The sequence below is a fragment of the Ciceribacter sp. L1K23 genome (assembly GCF_018122705.1).
Lineage (GTDB): Bacteria > Pseudomonadota > Alphaproteobacteria > Rhizobiales > Rhizobiaceae > Allorhizobium.
Genome location: NZ_JAGRRC010000001.1, coordinates 1774950 through 1793017, shown reverse-complemented (window position 1 = coordinate 1793017; position 18068 = coordinate 1774950). Strand labels below are relative to the sequence as shown.

Annotated in this window: 22 protein-coding genes; 12 read left to right on the top strand and 10 right to left on the bottom strand. The window is 62.9% G+C overall.

Annotation, left to right across the window (positions count from 1 at the left end; translation table 11 throughout):
- Nucleotides 1-7: 7 nt before the first annotated feature.
- The 5 genes from J5J10_RS08370 to J5J10_RS08350 form a co-directional block, all read right to left on the bottom strand.
- The gene (locus J5J10_RS08370; protein ID WP_211931184.1) at nt 8-1456 is read right to left on the bottom strand and encodes an SPOR domain-containing protein; all 1449 of its coding nucleotides are present in this window, start codon (nt 1454-1456) and stop codon (nt 8-10) included.
- Nucleotides 1457-1625: 169 nt separating this feature from the next.
- On the bottom strand, nt 1626-2384 hold the full coding sequence (locus tag J5J10_RS08365) for a hypothetical protein (protein WP_211929554.1): 759 nt from the start codon (nt 2382-2384) through the stop codon (nt 1626-1628).
- Between the two features lie 220 nt (nt 2385-2604).
- A complete protein-coding gene (locus J5J10_RS08360) occupies nt 2605-3219 on the bottom strand; it encodes a transglutaminase-like cysteine peptidase (RefSeq protein ID WP_211929553.1) in 615 nt (204 codons plus the stop codon).
- Between the two features lie 463 nt (nt 3220-3682).
- A complete protein-coding gene (locus tag J5J10_RS08355) occupies nt 3683-4051 on the bottom strand; it encodes a VOC family protein (RefSeq protein WP_211929552.1) in 369 nt (122 codons plus the stop codon).
- 151 nt (nt 4052-4202) lie between these two features.
- Nucleotides 4203-4814 carry a PilZ domain-containing protein gene (locus J5J10_RS08350; protein ID WP_208550001.1) on the bottom strand — a complete coding sequence of 204 codons (612 nt, stop codon included), beginning with the start codon at nt 4812-4814 and terminating at the stop codon, nt 4203-4205.
- 287 nt (nt 4815-5101) lie between these two features.
- Between J5J10_RS08350 and J5J10_RS08345 the strand changes: the two genes are divergently transcribed.
- Entirely contained in the window at nt 5102-5821 is a 720-nt protein-coding gene (locus J5J10_RS08345) for a rhomboid family intramembrane serine protease (protein ID WP_211929551.1), read from the top strand.
- 131 nt (nt 5822-5952) lie between these two features.
- Complete coding sequence (locus J5J10_RS08340) at nt 5953-6387, top strand: CBS domain-containing protein (protein ID WP_208550005.1); 435 nt, start codon at nt 5953-5955, stop codon at nt 6385-6387.
- Between the two features lie 39 nt (nt 6388-6426).
- On the opposite strand, the gene J5J10_RS08335 is transcribed toward J5J10_RS08340, so the two are convergent.
- The 3 genes from J5J10_RS08335 to folE form a co-directional block, all read right to left on the bottom strand.
- Complete coding sequence (locus J5J10_RS08335) at nt 6427-7377, bottom strand: patatin-like phospholipase family protein (RefSeq protein ID WP_211929550.1); 951 nt, start codon at nt 7375-7377, stop codon at nt 6427-6429.
- A gap of 106 nt (nt 7378-7483) precedes the next feature.
- Nucleotides 7484-7942 carry a phosphoribosyl-AMP cyclohydrolase gene (hisI, locus tag J5J10_RS08330; RefSeq protein WP_211929549.1) on the bottom strand — a complete coding sequence of 153 codons (459 nt, stop codon included), beginning with the start codon at nt 7940-7942 and terminating at the stop codon, nt 7484-7486.
- Between the two features lie 28 nt (nt 7943-7970).
- The gene (folE, locus tag J5J10_RS08325) at nt 7971-8576 is read right to left on the bottom strand and encodes a GTP cyclohydrolase I FolE (RefSeq protein ID WP_208550011.1); all 606 of its coding nucleotides are present in this window, start codon (nt 8574-8576) and stop codon (nt 7971-7973) included.
- A gap of 240 nt (nt 8577-8816) precedes the next feature.
- On the opposite strand from folE, the gene J5J10_RS08320 reads away from it, so the two are divergent.
- The 7 genes from J5J10_RS08320 (at nt 8817) to J5J10_RS08290 (ending at nt 13803) form a co-directional block, all read left to right on the top strand.
- Nucleotides 8817-9263 (top strand): iron-sulfur cluster assembly scaffold protein, encoded by a 447-nt coding sequence (locus J5J10_RS08320; RefSeq protein ID WP_211931183.1) that lies wholly within the window; start codon nt 8817-8819, stop codon nt 9261-9263.
- Between the two features lie 56 nt (nt 9264-9319).
- Entirely contained in the window at nt 9320-9688 is a 369-nt protein-coding gene (gene yidD / locus J5J10_RS08315) for a membrane protein insertion efficiency factor YidD (protein ID WP_211929548.1), read from the top strand.
- 8 nt (nt 9689-9696) lie between these two features.
- Entirely contained in the window at nt 9697-10059 is a 363-nt protein-coding gene (locus J5J10_RS08310) for a nuclear transport factor 2 family protein (protein ID WP_211929547.1), read from the top strand.
- Complete coding sequence (locus J5J10_RS08305; protein ID WP_211929546.1) at nt 10056-10484, top strand: DUF2267 domain-containing protein; 429 nt, start codon at nt 10056-10058, stop codon at nt 10482-10484. The genes J5J10_RS08310 and J5J10_RS08305 overlap by 4 nt, the downstream gene beginning before the upstream one ends.
- 52 nt (nt 10485-10536) lie before the next feature.
- Nucleotides 10537-10734 carry a hypothetical protein gene (locus tag J5J10_RS08300; protein WP_211929545.1) on the top strand — a complete coding sequence of 66 codons (198 nt, stop codon included), beginning with the start codon at nt 10537-10539 and terminating at the stop codon, nt 10732-10734.
- Between the two features lie 107 nt (nt 10735-10841).
- Nucleotides 10842-12860 (top strand): threonine--tRNA ligase, encoded by a 2019-nt coding sequence (thrS, locus tag J5J10_RS08295; RefSeq protein WP_349252054.1) that lies wholly within the window; start codon nt 10842-10844, stop codon nt 12858-12860.
- A 100-nt stretch (nt 12861-12960) separates the two neighbouring features.
- Entirely contained in the window at nt 12961-13803 is an 843-nt protein-coding gene (locus tag J5J10_RS08290; RefSeq protein ID WP_211929544.1) for a lysophospholipid acyltransferase family protein, read from the top strand.
- A 24-nt stretch (nt 13804-13827) separates the two neighbouring features.
- On the opposite strand, the gene J5J10_RS08285 is transcribed toward J5J10_RS08290, so the two are convergent.
- Entirely contained in the window at nt 13828-14718 is an 891-nt protein-coding gene (locus tag J5J10_RS08285; protein WP_208553528.1) for a hypothetical protein, read from the bottom strand.
- Between the two features lie 159 nt (nt 14719-14877).
- Here J5J10_RS08285 and J5J10_RS08280 point away from each other — a divergent pair, with 159 nt between their 5' ends.
- Both J5J10_RS08280 and J5J10_RS08275 read left to right on the top strand, forming a co-directional pair.
- Complete coding sequence (locus J5J10_RS08280; RefSeq protein ID WP_211929543.1) at nt 14878-15468, top strand: nitroreductase; 591 nt, start codon at nt 14878-14880, stop codon at nt 15466-15468.
- Nucleotides 15468-16073 carry a flavin reductase family protein gene (locus tag J5J10_RS08275; RefSeq protein ID WP_211929542.1) on the top strand — a complete coding sequence of 202 codons (606 nt, stop codon included), beginning with the start codon at nt 15468-15470 and terminating at the stop codon, nt 16071-16073. Before J5J10_RS08280 ends, J5J10_RS08275 begins: the two co-directional genes overlap by 1 nt.
- Before the next feature lie 4 nt (nt 16074-16077).
- Here the strand turns inward: J5J10_RS08275 and J5J10_RS08270 are convergent, their stop codons facing one another.
- Entirely contained in the window at nt 16078-16839 is a 762-nt protein-coding gene (locus tag J5J10_RS08270) for an aldolase/citrate lyase family protein (protein ID WP_211929541.1), read from the bottom strand.
- A gap of 86 nt (nt 16840-16925) precedes the next feature.
- Here J5J10_RS08270 and J5J10_RS08265 point away from each other — a divergent pair, with 86 nt between their 5' ends.
- Nucleotides 16926-18065 (top strand): DUF2336 domain-containing protein, encoded by a 1140-nt coding sequence (locus J5J10_RS08265; protein WP_211929540.1) that lies wholly within the window; start codon nt 16926-16928, stop codon nt 18063-18065.
- Nucleotides 18066-18068: the final 3 nt, after the last annotated feature.

The window sequence follows — 18068 nt, the reverse complement described above, 5'->3', positions numbered from 1 at the left end:
GGGGCCATTACTGCAGTGCGGCCCAGCAACCAATTCCTTTTTTCTTCAGAGAGTTGCACGCATTGACGGCCGACTTCTGATCGTCAAAGCCGCCGAAACGCGCGCGGTACACCTGTGCGGCGCCCGTATCGTAGGCAACCGTGAATGGGGTGGCGGAACGCAATACCTTGCCGCCTTTATCCTGCGCCTTGCGCAGGAGTTCCATGGCCATGTCGCGATCGGGCGACGTGCCAACCTGTACGATCCAGCCCGACACCGGCGCTGCTTGCTGCGTCGAGGCCGTGACCGTGCCATCGACGCCTTCGGGAACCGAAAGCGAAGCCACCTGCTGCGGGGCCTGCGCCTGCGGCGCGATGATCGCGGATGATTGTTCCGGCATATAGGCCGGGGCGGGCGCCGGGACCGGGACGCTCGTTGCCGTCGCCATCGCCGGTGCGACCGATGTCGTTGCCGTCACCTGCGCCAGCGCCGATTGGGCGGCGCTTTCCGTCGGTGCGGCATAGGCATTCGCAACCGGTGCCTGCTCGTAGCGGGCGACCGGAACCGGACCGTTCAGCGGCAACATATCGTCCACCGTCACCACGGCCATCGCGTCGGCCGGCATGACCGAGGTGCTGCCGCGTGCGATCAGCAGGCTCTGGCGGCCCGAGCGGCTCGCCTTCGGCATGTACTTTGCCACCAGCTCACGCATCGTCGCATCGCGCCGCGCACCCGAGCTGCCGCCCATGACGACGGCGACGATGGTGCGGCCGTCGGCCTGGGCCGAGGTCACGAGGTTGAAGCCGGCGGCGCGTGTAAAGCCCGTCTTGATGCCATCGACGCCGCGCACATTGCCAAGCAGGCGATTGTGGTTGCCGATGACGGATTTGCCGAACTTGAAGCTGCGGGTGGAGAAATAGCCGTAATATTGCGGGAAATGCTGGCGCAGCGCCACGCCGAGGATCGCCTGGTCGCGGGCGGTCGTCATCTGCGCGGTATTGGGAAGGCCGTGTGCGTTGCGATAGGTGGTGCGGCTCATGCCGAGGCTACGGGCCTTGGCGGTCATCATCTGGGCGAACCGGGATTCGGAGCCGCCGAGATATTCGCCGAGCGCGGTTGCGATGTCATTGGCCGAACGGGTGACGAGAGCGAGGATACCCTGCTCGATCGTCACGGACCCGCCCGCACGCACGCCGAGCTTGGACGGCGGCTCTGCTGCGGCATTCTTGGAAACCGGAACCTTTGTGTCGAGCCGGACGCGACCGCTCTCGAGCGCCTCGAACACGAGGTAGAGCGTCATCATCTTGGTGAGCGATGCGGGATAGCGCAACGAGTCCGCATCGCTCTCGTAGAGCGTCTTGCCGGTGCGGGCATCGATGACGATCCCGGCATATTTCGGCGCGGCCTCGGCTGTCGAAACGACGAGGCCTAGCGCGAGGGAAAACGCCAGTGCGAATATGGGCAATTGACGCTTCATCAGGAAAGAAAGGGCCTGCCTGAAACCAACCGTTCTTGTTCTTGTCACCGCTAAACTCTTCACTTGATCTGTCTGGATACGGATGCCCCCTCCGACCCTCTGCAAGGATATGCAGCCAGCCTTACCAAGTGGTTTATGATGAATGGAAAGTTTCCAGGTTCAGTCGAATTTATTGAGAATCCGAGCTTTTTTCGGCGCCGCCGCCAAGGCGCGCCTCAAAGTGCTGCCGGATCGCCGCGTCGATCCGCTCCCAGTCGGCAAGGCGCCGGCTGGAAAAGCGGTAGAGCACGGTGAGGTCGCGCCCGACATGGATGTCGCGCTGGCAGTCACCGCTGCTCGGCGGGCTGTCGGGAGCGGCGATCAGGCAGCGAACCGCGTAATCGGACTGGCCGAAACGGGGTGCGGTGTACATGACTTCGTTCGCATAGCCGGCATCGTTGCGAAGCCGGTGAAGGGTAAGGCCGTGCGGGCCGGGCTCGGCAGGTCCGTCGAACAGATAGGAGTAGATCGGTTCCACGCGCCCCGACATGTCCCGGGACATCGTGCTCTGGGAAAGCTGCACAAAGATCAGGGTGTCGGCGAGGCTCACGTCGTCGAAGCGCCGTCGCTCACCGCGCTGATAGCCGGTCATCTCCGGCCAGAGGAAATAAAGATCCGCACGCTCGGCGGAACCGCTGTGCCTCTGACCGGCGAACCGCAGCGTGTTCGCCTCGAGCGAAAGCGTATCCTGGCCGATCCGGATGGAGAACGTTTCAGTGCTGTCGGTGTGTCCTGCCAGAAGCATGCGATCGCCGAACATCTGGCCGGCAATGCTGATGGCAACGGAGAGCAGGGCGATCGCCACTACGGCGATGGCAACCTTGGTGATGAAACCGCTGGAGATCGCTGGCGCTTCGCTGTGCGCGCTCGTCTGGCTGGCATTCGCCATGTCTCGTGTCCCGGCTATCGACTCACGGCACGGTTTGTCGTGAATCTCAAGCGGCAGGCTGCGACATCAGGGTTAACGAAACGCTAACGACGGATCTGCTGCCCAAAGAAAGAGAGCCGATCCCGCTGGCGTGTGCGGGATCGGCTCCTGGCGCCGGTCGGGGACGGGGTGCGGGGGACGGACCGGGGCCAAACTCTCCTGTAACGGTTGATCGATGCGGTCAATTGGTGCCGACGCTGCTGACGGCCGTCGCGCGGCCATCCTGCAGCTTCACCCACCGACCGGCATGGGTCGATGACTGCCGTTTCAGGTATGTGTATTCCGTGTCGGACCACAGCAGCACCTTGTTGCGCATGTTGTCCAGAATGAAGTCGCCATGGTCGGTGCGGACGGTCAGCACCGCGTGGCCTTCACCATTCGGCTGCAGCACCACGGTGATCAGCAGGTCGGAGGCCGAGAACCCGGCATCGATGAGCATCTTGCGCTTCAGCAGAACGAAGTCCTCGCAGTCGCCGACCGATCGCGGATAGGTCCACAGTTCCTCGACGCCGTAGATCTCCTGGTCCGTCAGCGGCTGGATTGCCGAGTTGACGTCGTAATTCACCTGAAGAAGCGTTTTCCACGCGTTCTCGGTCAGCGTCATCGGTCCCGTATCGCCGGACGCGGAAGGCTGGCATTCCGAGCTGTAGGTCTTGCAGAATTCGTAGTGACCGATCGGCGGATTGGCTTTGCCGACGATATGCATGTTCGCGGGTACGGCGGCTGCCTGTGACGTGAGCGCTCCCAGCGCGGCTGCGACGATCAGGCTGCGGCGAAGTGTGTTGTTTCTTGTCATTGTTTGTCTCCCCGTTATGGAAGAACAATGACACAAACACTTTTATCCATCGCAAAATCATGAAGTAAAAATAAGGACTTATAAGAATTAAATAAGAATAGATTTTGCAATTAATAGTATTAAAGTTCTAGTTTTATTTGAGTATTTTTTGAATAAAACACGCGTAAAATTTGAATGAAATGCACCGGCGCGAAATGCAGGCCATCAATGATTTCATTGGATTTTTTCGCTCTGCGAGTGCCAGATGAACGCTGGCCTCTGCTGCGCGGGAGGCAGGGCTGCCGCGGTTTTTGTCGCACTCCCGCTATCCGCGAGGTGGCAGCAGCCATTTCTGCGGCCTTGTCGGCGTCTGATTGTCCGCAAACCGTGACAAAAATTTTTTCGGGAAGCGCGTATTTTTTCGGTGAAACGGTCGACCGCGTGTTTGGGAGGGTCGGACGTAAGGGCCGACCCTCTTCGCCGATTAAATCGGTTGTCCGACGTCGATGCGGGTCCCGTCTGGATCTTCGAACACGAAGGCCCTGAGGCCGTAGTCCTTGTCTGCGAGGCTCTTGATGATCCGTGTGCCGTTTTTCTGGCAGACAGCGTGCAACTGGTCGACATCCTCGACAATCAGGTGGGCGACATTGAAGGTCGCGGCCTTGCGTCCGGGCTGCAAGGTCAGGTGCAGTTCCGCGTCGTGGCGCTTCAGGATCATGAAGCCGACGGGATTGCCGTTTTCGAATAGTTTTCGGAAACCGAGCACTCCTGTGTAGAAGTCGTGCGCCTTGTTAATGTCGCGGACAGGCAAGGTAGCGGCAATTCGTCCGAAGCGGACGCCGTGGTCGTTCATGGCGGAACCCATTTTGCGAACCCGCATGCATCGACGGACAGTGCCGGTCGTTCTGCTGCGTCTCGCTGTTGATCTCCGCGAGACGGTGCCCGCAGGCATCCGTATAGCGTGACGCGCCGTTGGATGCCAGAGTCAGGATTTCGGAAGTGGATTACAGAAACTCGGTCAGCGCTTCGCGCGACTGCAGAGTCAGGAATTCGATCGCAACGCCTTCGAGGAAGTGACGCACCACGCGTCCGCGCATGTTGCCGAGCTTGATCTGTGTGCCGATTGGCGGGCGGATATCGATGTCGATCGCCGCGCCCGACAGCGAAAGGTCCATCAGCCGGCACGGATAGCGCCGGCCGTCGTCGAGCACGAGTTCGGTCAGCGTGTTGCGCGGCGTCAGTCGGTCGTGGCGACGATCCTCGGGCAGGCCGAGTTCGTGCTTGTTGGCGATCCAGGTCAACTGTGCCGCGAGTTTCTCGCGCTTCCGGCCCGTGGCGACGATCGACATCACGAAACCGTCATCGGTCAGCTTGATCGTGGTGCCCTCGATACGGCCGATATGATCGATATAGGCAATAACCCGCTCGCCGGGCTTCGGCCGGCCGTCGCAGGCAAAGCGCACGTCGCCGGGCGACATGTTGACGACCGAGCAGACATATTCCTCATAGTTCGCAAGCATCAACCGGCCCTGCAGGTTGACGTTGACGCGCTGAAAAGACCGCTGATCAACAGGAGCGGACGATGGGCTGCTCTGTTGTGGCCTGAACGAATACATGCTGCTCTCTCGGCTGTTCTTGCGAAACTTTACGCTGGAGCGGTTAACAGAAGGTTGGGCCGTACGCCGGCCCGGGCCGATGTTAAGGTTAAAGACCGGTTGTCCTTGCTCGGATTGCGACGGAATGCGAAAACGTCATCAACGACGTCCTGCCGGATGTCGATCAGCACATCTCTTCAGGGCCGGGGTAACCCGCGGGGGCCCGACCGGCCGTCCGGCGTTTGTCGGACGGCCTTTTTTTTGATCGCCGTGTCGCGTATGCCGGTGCACAGCACCGAGGAGAAGCAATGACCCACGACCCGAGAGATGACAACGGCGCGTTTGGCGGACGGGGCAGGGGCGGCGAACCCGTCTTCAACCTGCCGACCGGAATCCTGGCCGCGATGGTGCTGCTGGCCGGCATATACGTGCTGCAGGCCTATGTGCTCTCGCCGGACGCCGCCCAGTCCTTCGTCTTCACCTTTGCCTTTTCACCGCTGCGATATGTCTATCCCTTGTCGGAACAGGGACTAGAGTGGCTTTGGACGCCGGTGACCTATTCGCTGCTGCACGGCAGTATCGAACATATCGCCTTCAACAGCCTTTGGCTGGCCGCCTTCGGCACGCCGGTGTTCCGCCGCATTGGCGGGACGCGTTTTATGGCTTTCTGGGTTTTCTCCGCCGCCGCCGGCGCCGCGCTCCATGCGGCGGTCAATTGGGGTCAGCCGACCTTTATGATCGGCGCATCCGCCGTCGTCTCGGCGCTGATGGGTGCCGCCTGCCGCTTTGCGCTTGGCCCCGGATCGCGCCTGAGCTTCGGTCACCTTCGTCCGCGCCTGACGATCGCGGAGGCACTGGCGGACCGCACCGTTCGGGTGTTCGCAGGCGTCTGGTTCCTCGGCAATATCCTGATTGCCGTAGGGCTTCCGCTGATAGGCGATGTTTCCGGCTCGATCGCCTGGGACGCCCATATCGGCGGCTTCCTCTTCGGCTTCCTGCTGTTTTCCCTTTTTGATCCACAACGCTGAGGACGGCCAAACGCTCCACCGCAAAGCGTGTTGCATTAGTTGCTAATTCAAGGCACGCTTTCCATGCGCGCCGTTTGCCGGAGGAGGGCAAGACGGAAGCGTTGAACGCGATCTTTGCGATGGAGGAGCGAATGTCCGTACTGGTGAAGACGATTCTCGATCAGAAGGGCCGCGACGTGGTCACCGTCGCGCCGCATGCGAGCCTCGCCGAGGCCGCCCGAACTCTCGAACAGCACAAGATCGGCGCCGTCGTGGTGGTCGGCATGGAGAACCGCATTGTCGGCATCTTCACCGAACGCGATCTGGTAACGGCGATCGGCCGCCGCGGCGCGGAATGCCTGGAAGACCCCGTCTCGTCGGCGATGACGGCGAATGTCTATCGCTGCGGCGAAGAGGCGACCGTCAACGAGTTGATGGAAGTCATGAGTGCCCGCCGCTTCCGTCACGTGCCCGTCGAAGCCGGCGGAAAGCTGTCGGGGATCATTTCGATCGGTGACGTGGTGAAGAACCGAATCCGCGAAATCGAGCACGAGGCCGAACAGATCAAGGCGTATATCGCCGGCTGACGTGTCATGAGAGGACGGACGAGTGGCTGACGCCGCCCGTCAGCGCATCACGGCTTCCTGCATCCGCTTAATTTCGGCGATTCGGGACTTCGTCTCCTCGTAACCCCGCTCGATCGCCTCTCCGGCGCGGTGAAACTCAGACAGGCCGATATCGCTGACGCGCGGATGCAGCGCCAGATCCGGCGGATCGCCGGCAAGCCTTGCCCGCGAGATGCGGTCCTGGATGATGTTGAAAGACTGGACCATGACGCTCGTCACGCCCAGCCGATTGGCCTTGTTCCGGAACTCGGCGTCTTCGCCCAGTTCCTGGGCCTTGTGCTTGACGACGGCGGAGCGGCCGAACAGGTCGTAGTGCAGGTTGACGGCCATCACCAGCGTCTGCTCGTGCGAGCGACAGACGGATACCGGGACCGGATTGACGAGAGCGCCATCCACCAGGGTGCGGCCGTTGCACTTGATCGGCTCGAAGATGCCCGGTAGCGCGTAGGACGCACGGATCGCGGTAATCAGGCTGCCGCCGTCGATCCAGACTTCGTGGCCGCTGTTGAGTTCCGTCGCGACGGCCACGAAGGGCAGGGGCAGATCCTCGATCGACATGCCCTGCAGGTGTTCCTGCATGCGTTTGGTCAGCCGCATGCCGCCAAGCAGGCCGCCGCCGCCGATTGTCAGATCGAGAAGCGAAGCGATGCGCCGCATGGTCAGCGATCGTGCGAAGGCTTCCAGTTCGTCGAGTTTTCCGGCGAGGTAGCAACCGCCGACCAGTGCGCCGATCGAGGTGCCGGCCACCATACCGACTTCGATCTCCGCCTCGTCCAGAGCACGAAGCACGCCGATATGGGCCCAGCCGCGAGCAGCACCGCCACCGAGCGCCAGCGCTATCTTCGGCTTTTTCGGCAAGGCAGGGGGCGTCGGATTGGAATCGCCGGGATCGCCGGATTTCGGCTTGTCGGCGGAAGGCGCCGCATGACGCGTCAAACTGAAGTTCAGCATCCACAATACCCCTACGGCTGAACGATACCCCGAAGCTCTATTAGCGCATTCGATGCTTACGAATTCGTTATGCTGATGCCGAAACGGTCGAGAACAAGGCAAACGCCTATTTTTTGCTATCGCCGTAGAGGTCGGCGGGGTCGAAATGCCTGTGATCGTCGACGATCGTCAGTTTCGCCTCGCCATTCTCGAGCGCCGCCGATCGATAGAAGCAGGACCGGCGCCCGGTGTGGCATGTCGCGTCATGGCCGGCGACGGAGACCTTCAACCACACGGCATCCTGATCGCAATCGACACGGAAATCCTTCACCGTCTGCAGATTGCCTGAGCTTTCGCCCTTTTTCCAGATTTTCCCGCGCGAGCGGCTGTAATAGTGCGCGATCCCGGTCGAGAGCGTTAGCGACAGCGCCTCCGCGTTCATGTGCGCCACCATCAGAAGCTCGCCATCACGGGCGTCCGTGACCACGGCGGTCACCAGCCCGTTCGCGTCGAACTTCGGTGTGAACGGTCCGGCATCCTCCAGCGCCGCGTGGTCGGCCTGCGGCGGGGCGAATTCGATCGTCATGAAAAGCGTCCTTAGAGAAACGTCCGCGTCAGCGGCTGCGGATCATCGACATGAAGCGCGCCTGTTCGGCGGCATTGCCCTTGAACTCGCCGGTAAACGTCGTCGTCAGCGTCGTCGATCCGGACATCTTGATGCCGCGCATGGCCATGCACATGTGCTCAGCCTCGACCATGACGGCAACGCCGCGCGGCTGCAAGGCGGAGTCGATCCCCTCGGCAATCTGTGCCGTCATCGCTTCCTGCGTCTGCAGGCGGCGGGCGAAGACATCGACCACGCGGGCGATCTTGGAAAGACCGAGCACCCGGCCGTTCGGCAGATAGGCGACATGCGCCTTGCCGATGATCGGCACCATGTGATGTTCGCAGTGCGAGAAGAACGAGATGTCCTTGACCAAGACGATGTCGTCATAGCCGGCGACCTCCTCGAAGGTCGTGCCGAGAATGTCGTGGATATCCGCCTCATAACCGGAGAAAAGCTCACGATAGGCCTTCGCCACGCGCTTCGGCGTATCGAGCAGGCCCTCGCGGGTCGGGTCGTCGCCCGCCCAGCGCAGGAGAACGCGCACGGCCTCCTCGGCTTCCTCGCGCGACGGCTTGCCGGCTTCCGGAACCAGTTTCTTGACGATGGCGTCCATGGTGTCGTCTCCCGCGGCCCTGATATCGGACCGGATCGTGCGGTTATCGCTTGTAATTGTGCAAAGCCGGCCTCGATGGCAAGGGCAGGCATGCTCTTTAACACGAGCCCGGTGAAAAAACCTTGTTTTGCATGTCTCGTCACCCGACATTACATATAGTGTAATCGCAAGACGGGAGAAGGCGGCGCGATTGCGACATGGCTTTCGCCGTTGCCGCTGCTGACGAACGGGCCGAAACGGATCATGGACGACATTTACAACAACAGGATTCTCGATTTCGCCGGCAATATCGAGCGGACTGGCGCGCTTGCCGACGCCGACGCCGTCGCGGACAAGCACTCGAAGCTCTGCGGGTCCAAGGTCAGGGTGTACCTCAAGACCGATGGCGATACCGTTACGGACTTTTCCCACGAGGTGAAGGCCTGCGCGCTTGGCCAGGCCTCGTCATCGATCATGGCGCGACACATCGTCGGAGCCTCGGCGGCGGAAATCCGGAAGGCTCGCGAGGAGATGCTGGCCATGCTGAAGGAAGACGGCGAGGGCCCGTCTGGCCGTTTCGAGGACATGCGCTTCCTCAAACCCGTCAAGGACTACAAGGCCCGCCACGCCTCCACCATGCTGACTTTCGAGGCCGTCCTTGATTGTCTCGACCAGATCGAGGCGAAGAAGGTCGCCGAAGCATCATGATCGGAGCCGTGTTCGCGGTCGCCCCTGTCGCCGACTTCTCAACGGAAGCCGCCTGAATGTGCGCCGCTGGCCATCGTCAACCAGCTTCCCGGCCCGGCGGTCGCAACTATGCCGGTCCGTTCCGCAAGACGCCCGGCCGCCTTCTCGGCATGGGTCTGATCCGCCTCTACCAGTTGACGCTGTCGAGCCTGATCGGCAGTTCCTGCCGGCACAGCCCGACCTGTTCGGAATACGGCTACGAGGCGATCGCCCGCCATGGCCTCTGGTCCGGCGGCTGGCTGACGCTCTTCCGCGTCGGTCGCTGTGGCCCGGGTGGAACCTGGGGCTTTGATCCGGTTCCCGAAACGCTGGACGACCGCTATCACTGGTGGGCGCCCTGGTCGTTCTGGAAGGCCGGGCGGAAGAAAGACGACATCCTCCGATAGGACGCTCCATGCCCTTCGATCCCGCCGAACATGTCCGGATCTACCACGCCGCGATCAACGCCCTCGATTTCGCCGCGATTGAAGCCTTCTTCGCCGAAGATGCCGTCTATCTCTCCCCCGGCACCGGCGACACGGTCGGCCGCGACGCCGTCCTGTCGGCCTTCCGCCAATACTTCGAAACCTATCCGGACCAGCGCGCCTGGGACGACGCGATCGAAACCACCGGTCCACGATCGGCCCGCGCCGTCTGGAATATCGAGGCGACGCACGCGACAACGGGTGAGCGTCTCTCGCGCCGGGGAACCGAGACGGTCGACTTTGACAGCGAGGGCCGCATTGTCAGGATAGAAGTAGAGGATCGGAATCCATGACCGTACCGATGGAATACCGCCACGCATCGCGTGATTTCGACGCCTTCATGACCGACCTGCGCGACCATGCGATGCTGCAGACCACGCATCAGACCTATACCATGCTGCAGGCGGTCCTCTACGCCTTCCGCCGACGTCTCGACATCAAGCAGGCCATTGCCTTTGCCGCTGTTCTTCCGCCGGTGCTGCGTGCTATCTTCGTCAGCGATTGGGACGTCGATGTCCCGCCCGTTCCGTTTGGCAGCGAGGCGGAAATGATGGCGGAGGTGAGGGCGCTTCGCCATAACCACAACCTGTCGACGGACTGGGCGATCCGCGACGTCGCGGTCGTGCTCTGGCGTCATGTCGATCCGGCCGCGTTCGAGCGTGTTCTGTCCGACTTGCCGGAGGGAGCCCGGGAATTCTGGCGGATCGGCGAGACCTGACGGGCTCGCTAGCAGAGCATATGATCGGTGTCATAGGGGCGACCGGATAACGGTGCTGCAGGGTCTTCTCTTTCTGGCCTCATTGGCGCTCGGCCTCTGGTTGACCGGCTGGGGTGCGCTCTACCTCCTGCAACGCCGCCGCTTCGCCGCCCGTCGCGGCGACAGCCGCACCTCCTCGCCGTGGCAGATCATCTGTTGCGGTCTTTTGGCGCTGGCGCTTGCCGTCTCGGTCGCGCTGGCCGAGTTCTAGCGTCTTTACTCAAGAGCGATTTCGCACTATCACGCGCACGTCATCGCCGGCCCGTCCGGCACTTTCACCACCCGCATTCGTTGGCGGGACTGGATAGGAGATACAACGTGTCCATTTCCCTTACATTCCCCGATGGTTCCGTGCGCAGCTTCGAGGCTGGCACCACGGGTCTCGCCGTCGCCGAATCCATTTCCAAGTCGCTCGCCAAGAAGGCTGTTGCCATCGCGCTCGATGGTGACTTGCGCGATCTCTCCGATCCCGTTACCGACGGCCGGATCGAGATCGTCACACGCACCGATCCGCGCGCGCTGGAGCTCATCCGCCACGACGCCGCCCACGTGATGGCCGAGGCGGTGCAGGACCTCTGGCCCGGCACGCAGGTCACCATCGGTCCTGTGATCGAGAACGGCTTCTACTACGATTTCAAGCGCGTCCACCCGGATACCCGCGAGGACTGGCCCTTCACGCCCGACGATCTGCCGAAGATCGAGAAGAAGATGAAGGAGATCATCCAGAAGAACGCCGCCTTCACCAAGGAGATCTGGTCGCGCGACAAGGCCCGTGACGTCTTCGCCGACAAGGGCGAGGCCTACAAGGTCGAGCTGGTCGACATGATCCCGGAAGGCCAGGACCTCAAGATTTACAAGCAGGGCGACTGGTTCGACCTCTGCCGCGGTCCGCACATGGCCTCCACCGGCCAGATCGGCACGGCCTTCAAGCTGATGAAGGTCGCCGGCGCCTACTGGCGTGGCGATTCCACCCGTCCGATGCTGACGCGCATCTACGGTACCGCCTGGGCGACCCAGGAGGAGCTCGACCAGTACCTGCATGTGCTGGAAGAGGCCGAGAAGCGCGACCACCGCAAGCTCGGCCGCGAGATGGATCTCTTCCATTTCCAGGAAGAAGGTCCGGGCGTCGTCTTCTGGCATGGGAAGGGCTGGCGTATGTTCCAGACCTTGACCTCCTACATGCGTCGCCGTCTTGCCGGCGCTTACGATGAGGTCAACGCGCCGCAGATCCTCGACAAGTCGCTCTGGGAAACCTCGGGTCACTGGGGCTGGTACCAGGAAAACATGTTCGCGGTGAAATCCGCCCATGCCTTCACCCATCCCGATGATGAGGAAGCCGATCAGCGCATCTTCGCCCTGAAGCCGATGAACTGCCCGGGTCACGTGCAGATCTTCAAGCACGGCCTGAAGTCCTACCGCGACATGCCGATCCGCTTGGCGGAATTCGGCACCGTCCACCGCTACGAGGCGTCCGGCGCTCTGCACGGCCTGATGCGCGTGCGCGGCTTCACGCAGGACGATGCCCACGTCTTCTGCACCGAAGAGCAGATGGCGGCCGAATGCCTGCGCATCAACGACCTGATCCTCTCGGTCTACGAGGACTTCGGCTTCTCGGAAGTCGTCGTCAAGCTCTCGACCCGTCCGGAAAAGCGCGTCGGTTCCGACGAGCTGTGGGACCGCGCCGAGAGCGTCATGATGGACGTCCTGAAGCAGATCGAGGCGCAGTCCGGCGGTCGCATCAAGACCGGCATCCTGCCGGGCGAGGGCGCCTTCTACGGTCCGAAGTTCGAGTACACGCTGAAGGATGCCATCGGCCGTGAATGGCAATGCGGCACCACGCAGGTCGACTTCAACCTGCCGGAACGCTTCGGCGCCTTCTACATCGACCAGAATTCCGAGAAGAAGCAGCCGGTGATGATCCACCGCGCCATTTGCGGCTCGATGGAGCGTTTCCTCGGCATCCTGATCGAGAACTTCGCTGGCCATATGCCGCTCTGGTTCGCGCCGACCCAGGTCGTCGTCGCCACGATCACCTCCGATGCCGACGATTACGGTCGCGAAGTGGCCGAAACGCTGCGCGAGGCGGGCATGCAGGTGGAGACCGATTTCCGTAACGAGAAGATCAACTACAAGATCCGCGAGCACTCGGTCACCAAGGTCCCTGTCATCATCGTCTGCGGCAAGAAGGAGGCCGAGGAACGCTCGGTCAATATCCGTCGCTTGGGATCGCAGGCCCAGACGCCGATGTCGCTGGTGGAAGCCGTCGCGCTGCTGGCCGGCGAGGCGACGCCGCCCGATGTTCGCCGCAAGCTTTCGGCGAAATCCTTCATCGCCTGATCATCTGCGGCGGGGCTTTCACAGCCCCGCCGTTTTTCTGTCATGTCCCTGTCATCCAGAGGGTTCAAAGCTCTTCGGATAACGAAAGCCGGAGATTGCCTTGCGATTCGAGGAACTGTCCTATGCCAACGAGCGTGATCCGCGCCTCAAGCGCTGGTTCATCCGCTCCATCGAAGGTCTCTCCGGTCGCGACCGCTTCGCCCGTCTCTACGACATCTGGCGTTCCGACATCGTCGGCAAGTCCGATCGCGTCTTCGGCAAGATGCTCGACCTGATCGACGTCCGCCTTGATATCACCGGACAATGGCCGCCCGCCAATCTTCCCGACGGCCCTGTCGTCATCGTCGCCAACCACCCGTTCGGCATCGGCGACGGGATCGCCGTGCTGGCCATGGCCGAGGAACTCGGCCGTCCCTTCCGTGTGCTGATCAACAACGAACTGCTCAAGGTGCCGGAAATGGCGCCCTATTCGCTGCCGGTGTCCTTCGAGGAGACGAAGGAGGCGCTCGCCATCAACATGCAGACCCGGCACGAGGCCGTGCGGCTCTTGAAGGAAGGCGTGACCGTCGTGGTCTTCCCGGCCGGCGGTGTCGCCACCGCGAAGAAGGGATTTGGCCGGGCCGAGGACCTGCCGTGGAAGATGTTTCCGGCAAAGCTCATCCAGTCGGCCCGCGCCAGCGTCATACCCGTCTATTTCGAGGGGCAGAACGGCCGGCTCTTCCACATCGCCAGCAAGCTCTCGCTGACGCTGCGGCTGTCTCTGCTGGTGCGGGAATTCCGTCGCCTGTCGGGCAGCGCCATCACGGCCCGCGCCGGACGAGTGATCACCTGGACCGAGTTGTCGCTGATCGCTGACCGCAAGGACTTGCTGTCGACGCTCTACCAGTCGGTCTTTTCCATGGCGCCGGTAAAGAATACGCGCGTCTTCCGGAAGGCTGCCTGAGGCAACGCCGCCCTTGGGACGGCGTCAACTGCCGAGCAGCACCTCGACGTCCTTGTTGACGCCGGCTTCCACCGAGAAATCCTGCTGGAATATCTTGTCCTTGTTGCGGGCGATGGCGGTATAGCCGCCTTCGGCCAGTACGAGGGTCGGGAAGGCGCTGACGCTTTCCCCGACGATATCGCCGCCAGCGGTCACGATCGACCAGGCGGTGTCGGCGATTGCCTCGCCGCCGGCTTCAGACACCAGCTTGAAGTTGATCTGCGCCGCCCGGTGCTGAATCGTCGCCTCGGTCAGCTTGCCGGCCTCCACCTTGATGTCGGCGCGCACGACGGCGTTCACGCTGCCGTATTCCGACACGATATGATAGGTATCGGCGCCGAGCCGGACGATGGTGTTCGGCTTGACGTCGGACAGCACGAGACGCCGATCGCCGTTTTCCTGCACCTCCGCCGCGTAGACGTCAAAGCGCAACTGCTGTGGCGGAACGCGGGTGTCTGCGCCTGACACGGCGTTCAACACCAGGCCACCGGCATCCAGTACCATGACCTGATGTTCGACCGTCCCGTCTTGCGGCACGGAGAGCTTCTTCGTCGCGCCTGCGCGGCCGAAGGCGACGTTGACGAAATAGTCTCCCGGCATCAGCTGGAAATCGGCCGATCCGCCCTCCGAGCTTGCCAGCAGGGGCAGCTTGCCGTCGTCGCCGGGGATCGGGCTGAACACGCGCCAGGAAAGCCCCTGTTCGACCGCTTCGCCGTCTTCCGTCAGCCGCGCTTCCATGCTCACGCTCTTGGCGGGACTGGCGGTCAGGGCGTCGGGCAGCTCAGGAGAAAACGCCTTCAGCTTGGGCATCTTCACCGAACCGTCCAGCTGCTTGAACGTGCTGAAGGCATCCTGCGCAAAGCCACGATCGGCCATCGGGACTGCCACGAGAAACAAAAGAAGAAGGCAGGCGAGCGGGCGAAACCCTGGCATGCGTCGGTAACCGGTTGACATCTTGAGCGTTGGCAGCAAGTTCAATCCCAACCGCATGGCAATTTCAAGTCCATTCCGCTCCGCCTGACCCAGGGAAACCCCATGAACACCCAAAATAATGCAGCGCTACTCGATTATCTGAAAACCCGCCGCTCCGTTCCCGCCTTCCAGATGTGCGAGCCCGGCCCGAATCGCGATCAGTTGGAGGATATTCTGCGGCTTGCCGTGCGCGTGCCTGACCATGGAAAGCTGGCCCCGTGGCGCTTCATCGTTTATCGCGGCGACCGCCGGGCCGAGATCGGCGAGGCGCTTCTGCAGATGGCACTGGAGAAGAACCCTGATCTCAGCGAGGAGATGGTGAATGTCGAGCGCACCCGCTTCACCCGCGCGCCGGTCGTCATCGCCGTTGTCAGCAAGGCCGCGCCGCACTTCAAGATTCCGGAATGGGAGCAGGTCATGTCCGCCGGCGCAGTGTGCCTGAATCTCCTGATGGCGGCCAACGCCCACGGCTACGTCTCGAACTGGCTGACGGAATGGTTCGCCTTCGACGAGCGCGCCTTCCCGCTACTCGGCATCGAGCCGGGCGAAAAGGTCGCCGGCTTCATCCACATCGGCTCGACCACCTTCCCGGTCACCGAGCGTCCAAGGCCGGAGCTTGCCGATGTCGTCACCTGGGTCGGCGAGGCGGAGTGATGTTCTACGACACCGCCAACAACCGACACGGTCTTGCCCACGATCCGTTCAAGGCGATCGTCGTGCCGCGTCCGATCGGCTGGATCGGTACGAAGGGCAGGGACGGTTCGCTCAACCTCTCGCCCTATTCCTTCTTCAATGCCATCGGCGACAATCCCAAGATGGTGATGTTCTCCTCCTCCGGCCCGAAACACAGCGCCCGCAATGCCGAGGAAACGGGCGTCTTCACCTGCAACTTCGTCGGTCGCGAACTTGTGGACGCGATGAACATGTCGTCGATCGCCGTTCCCTATGGCGAGAACGAGTTCGAGATCGCGGGGCTGACACCGGTGTTCGGCGAACTCGTCGACGCGCCCTATGTCGGCGAGGCGGCGGCGGCACTCGAATGCCGCGTGACCGAGGTTGTCCGTCCGCGCACCGTCGATGGCGTCGTCGCCGACTCGATCATGGTCGTCGGCCAGGTCATGGGCATCCACATCGACGAGCGGATCATTCGCGACGGCATGCTCGACATGTCTCTCGCACGGCCGGTCGCGCGCATGGGCTATCTCGACTACGCGGAGGCGAGCGACACCTTTCCGCTGCGGCGTCCAAAGGCACCCTGAGAGATCATCCGGCGTCGCCGAAGCCCTGCCGCAGGGGTGCGACGAAATCCGCGTCCCGCGTCATCGCGCCACGCATGCCGTCGTTCTGTAGCCGGCTACAGATGGCCGCAAGCTGCATATACTCGACCGACATCGGTAGCGCTTCGAAAACAGGCACGCCCGCTGCGGCCGCCGCCATCAGCGCCAGACCACGACCGGTCAGCGTCGCCGATCCGCCGATCTCGCGCGCGCCCGTCGCGGCTGCCAGCGCTTCCGGATCGAAGACAAGCGCCGCCAGTCGTGGCGTCTTGCCCGCAAGACTAGCCGCCTGCAGCACCCCGAGCGGCGTGTCGCCGAGCTCCGCGACGATCGCGAGTGCACCCTGTTCGAAACCGCCTCGGGCTTCCTCCACCGCCATCAGCGAATGCAGGTGCTGCAGGTCGGCGCCGTCGCGAATGCCGCACTGGACAATGCCATCGGCACCCACCTGCGCCGCAATCGCGATCTCGTCGCTCACATCGTCACCCGCCGTCACCGGCCGCACGCGCACGAGAACCGCACCGCCGCCAGCCTCACGCCATGTGTTCGCAATCATCCCCGCGGCGCCGGCGGTACCTTCGGTAGCAGCGCGGTCGCGGACATCGATCACGAGCCCGTCGCCGGCCGTAACGGGCTGGGGAAGCCGGTCGACTGGGGCGGGAGCGCCGATGTCGAGGAGCGTGCGAAGCGGACGAAACCGGGAAGCGTGACGTGCGTCGGGGCTGAAGTGCGGATGGTTAAGAGACATGGTGAACCAATCTTAAACTTTTCCCCGCTAGCCTGCATCCATGATCTTCGGTGACGAGGACGTGGTGGCGAGTTGGGGTTGATGGCGTGATAGTAGAGGCATTTCTGCGCTGGGCCGAGACGGCAAGGGCGACCGAGAGGGCAAGGGCTGCGAACGCGCTGGGCCGGGCCTATCTCAAGTCGGACATGTCTCCCGATGAGCGCAAGGCCGCTGGCGTCGCCATGACCTGGCTTCTCGACGACCCGTCTCCCCAGGTCCGCGGCGCGCTCGCCGAGGCGGTCGCCGAGGCCGAGAATGTACCGAAGATCGTCGTGCTCTCGCTCGCCGAAGACCAGATCGAGATTGCCGCGCCTGTTATCCTGCGTTCGCCGCTGCTTTCGGATATCGATCTCGTCGACCTTGTCGGCCGTGGCGCCGATCACACCCGCGCGCTCGTCGCGGCCCGCCGACCGCTCGGCTGCGGCGCCGTTGCCGCGCTCGCCGAAATCGCAGCCGCCGATGAAATCGCCCTTCTTCTCGAAAACGAGGCGGCCCGCTTTACCCGGCTTTCGCTTCGCCGCATCGCCGAGCGCCATGGCGACGATGCCGGTGTGCGCTGCCTCCTTCTCGACCGCGAGGACCTCCCGGCCGATGTCCGTCATATCCTGATGCAGAAGGTCGCGAGCGCGCTGTGCGGCTGCGGCCTTGTGCGTGCCGCCGTCGGTGCCGAACGCGTCGAGCGGATTGCCGGCGAGGCTGAAACATCGGCCGCCATCGTGCTCGCGGGTGCCGCAAGGGCCGAAGATTGCGTCATGCTCGTCGACCAGATGCGCCGCTCCGGACGCCTGACACCCGCCTTCCTGATGCAGGCCCTGTGCTCGGGCCGCACGGATTTCTTCGGTGCAGCCATCGCGGCGCTGTCCGGCCTTGAAGATCGCCGCGTTCGCGCGATCCTCGCCACCGGCCGCTTCCATTCGATCCGCGCACTGGTCGAATCGGCCGGTCTCGGCCGCGCCATCAGCATCCTGTTCGTCGAGGCCGTGCTGCTCTGGCGCGACGCCGAACAGAACGCTCCCCACATTGCCGTCGTCGCCATGCTGGAGCAATTGCTCGAACGGGCCGCGGCCCTTGGCTCGCTCTCCGAGGAAGCGATCGAACTCTTGGAAATCGTCGAGAAACTGCATCGCCAGGAATTGCGCCGCCGCGCCCGTGACTACGCCGTCGGCGTGGCGCTCGCCGCCGCCTGACCG